Annotated in this window: 2 protein-coding genes; one reads left to right on the top strand and one right to left on the bottom strand. The window is 44.9% G+C overall.

The window, feature by feature from the left end; genetic code table 11:
* A partial coding sequence (locus PX636_RS05600) for an AAA family ATPase (protein WP_288116445.1) occupies window positions 1–1,345 on the top strand: 1,345 nt, incomplete at its 5' end.
* 186 nt (window positions 1,346–1,531) lie between these two features.
* Here PX636_RS05600 and PX636_RS05595 read toward each other — a convergent pair.
* The gene (locus tag PX636_RS05595; protein ID WP_288116446.1) at window positions 1,532–1,696 is read right to left on the bottom strand and encodes a LuxR C-terminal-related transcriptional regulator; all 165 of its coding nucleotides are present in this window, start codon (window positions 1,694–1,696) and stop codon (window positions 1,532–1,534) included.
* Between the last annotated feature and the right edge of the window lie 6 nt (window positions 1,697–1,702).

Here is a 1,702-nt window from a genome sequence, read left to right as displayed (position 1 = left end):
AATGGAAAAACTTTCCCTACAACGGGAATACGATCCAGCTTCGCGAGAACGGTTAGAAAAGTTAGAAAAAGAACTGGCTAACCTCAAGGAAGAACAATCGGGATTAAATGCCCAATGGCAAGGGGAAAAAGAGATTATCGATAAAGTTCGTGGGGTTAAAGAAGCGATCGAACAAGTTAATCTAGAAATTCAACAGGCAGAACGAGATTATGATTATAATCGTGCTGCGGAATTAAAGTTCGGAAAATTAACCGATCTGCAGCGGCAAATGTCCGCCCTAGAAACTCAATTGGCCGACAAACAAACCACCGGTAAAAGTTTATTAAGGGAAGAAGTTCTCGAATCGGATATCGCCGAAATTATCTCGAAATGGACGGGAATTCCTCTCAATAAATTGATCGAATCGGAAAAAGAAAAACTCCTCAATCTGGAAGAGGAATTACACGAAAGTGTCATCGGTCAAGAGGAAGCGGTCACAGCCGTGGCCGAAGCGATTCAACGTTCCCGCGCCGGTTTATCAGACCCCCACCGTCCCACGGCCAGCTTTATTTTTCTCGGTCCGACGGGTGTTGGTAAGACAGAATTGGCGAAAGCTTTAGCGCGCAATCTCTTTGACACGCAAGAGGCTCTAGTTCGCATCGATATGTCGGAATACATGGAAAAACACAGCGTTTCCCGTCTCATGGGCGCGCCTCCGGGATACGTCGGCTACGATGAAGGAGGACAATTAACCGAGGCAATCCGGCGTCGTCCCTACTCTGTCATCCTCTTTGATGAGATTGAAAAAGCCCATCCCGACGTTTTTAACGTTATGTTACAAATCCTTGACGATGGGCGCTTAACCGACTCTCAAGGTCATCTGGTTGATTTCAAAAATACCATCATTATTATGACCAGTAATATCGGTTCTCAATACATTTTAGACGTGGCTGGTGATGAGTCTCGTTACGAGGAAATGCAGGCGCGGGTGATGGAAGCAATGCGGAATAGTTTCCGTCCCGAATTCCTCAATCGTATCGATGAAACGATCATTTTCCATAGTTTACAAAAAGCGCAACTGCGATCGATTGTCAAACTACAGACAGCCAATCTCAGCGATCGCTTGATGGAACAAAAATTAGCCCTGAAACTTGCCGATATTGCCCTCGATTATCTAGCAGAAATTGGTCACGATCCAGTGTACGGTGCGCGACCCTTAAAACGGGCAGTACAAAGATATGTGGAAACTCCGATCGCTAAGGCAATTCTGCGCGGCGAGTTCAAAGGGGGAGACACGATTTTTGTCGATGTGGCCGATGAAAGATTGACCTTTAAACGGTTAGCTTCCCCGGTAGTAACTGCTTAATTAGCAAGGGTGGGCAATGCTCACCCTTTGATTATTTCGGGTTTACCGAAAAAGTTTTTCGTGCAGTCAGGAGTCGGTCGTCAATACCACATTCGGTTATACTTCATCTTGATCGGAAAGGCTGTATCAGTTATCAGTTCACTGATCACTGAAAAAAAGCTTCCCACTCTCCTATAAACTAGCTAATCAAATAGTTGCTAATTCCTGAACATCGAAATCTGATTGCAACAGTTGAATGAGAGAGGCACAACGATAGACCATAGCGGCACGACTATCTACCCCTAATTTGGCAAAAATTCGCCGTAAATAGGTAGCAACAGTCCATTCACTAATATGTAAGCGATGGGCTATCTGTTT

It is taken from the genome of Microcystis sp. M53598_WE2 (assembly GCF_030067735.1).
GTDB lineage: Bacteria > Cyanobacteriota > Cyanobacteriia > Cyanobacteriales > Microcystaceae > Microcystis > Microcystis aeruginosa.
The sequence above is the reverse complement of the archived record's forward strand: the minus strand, read 5'-3'. Positions and strand labels throughout refer to the sequence as shown.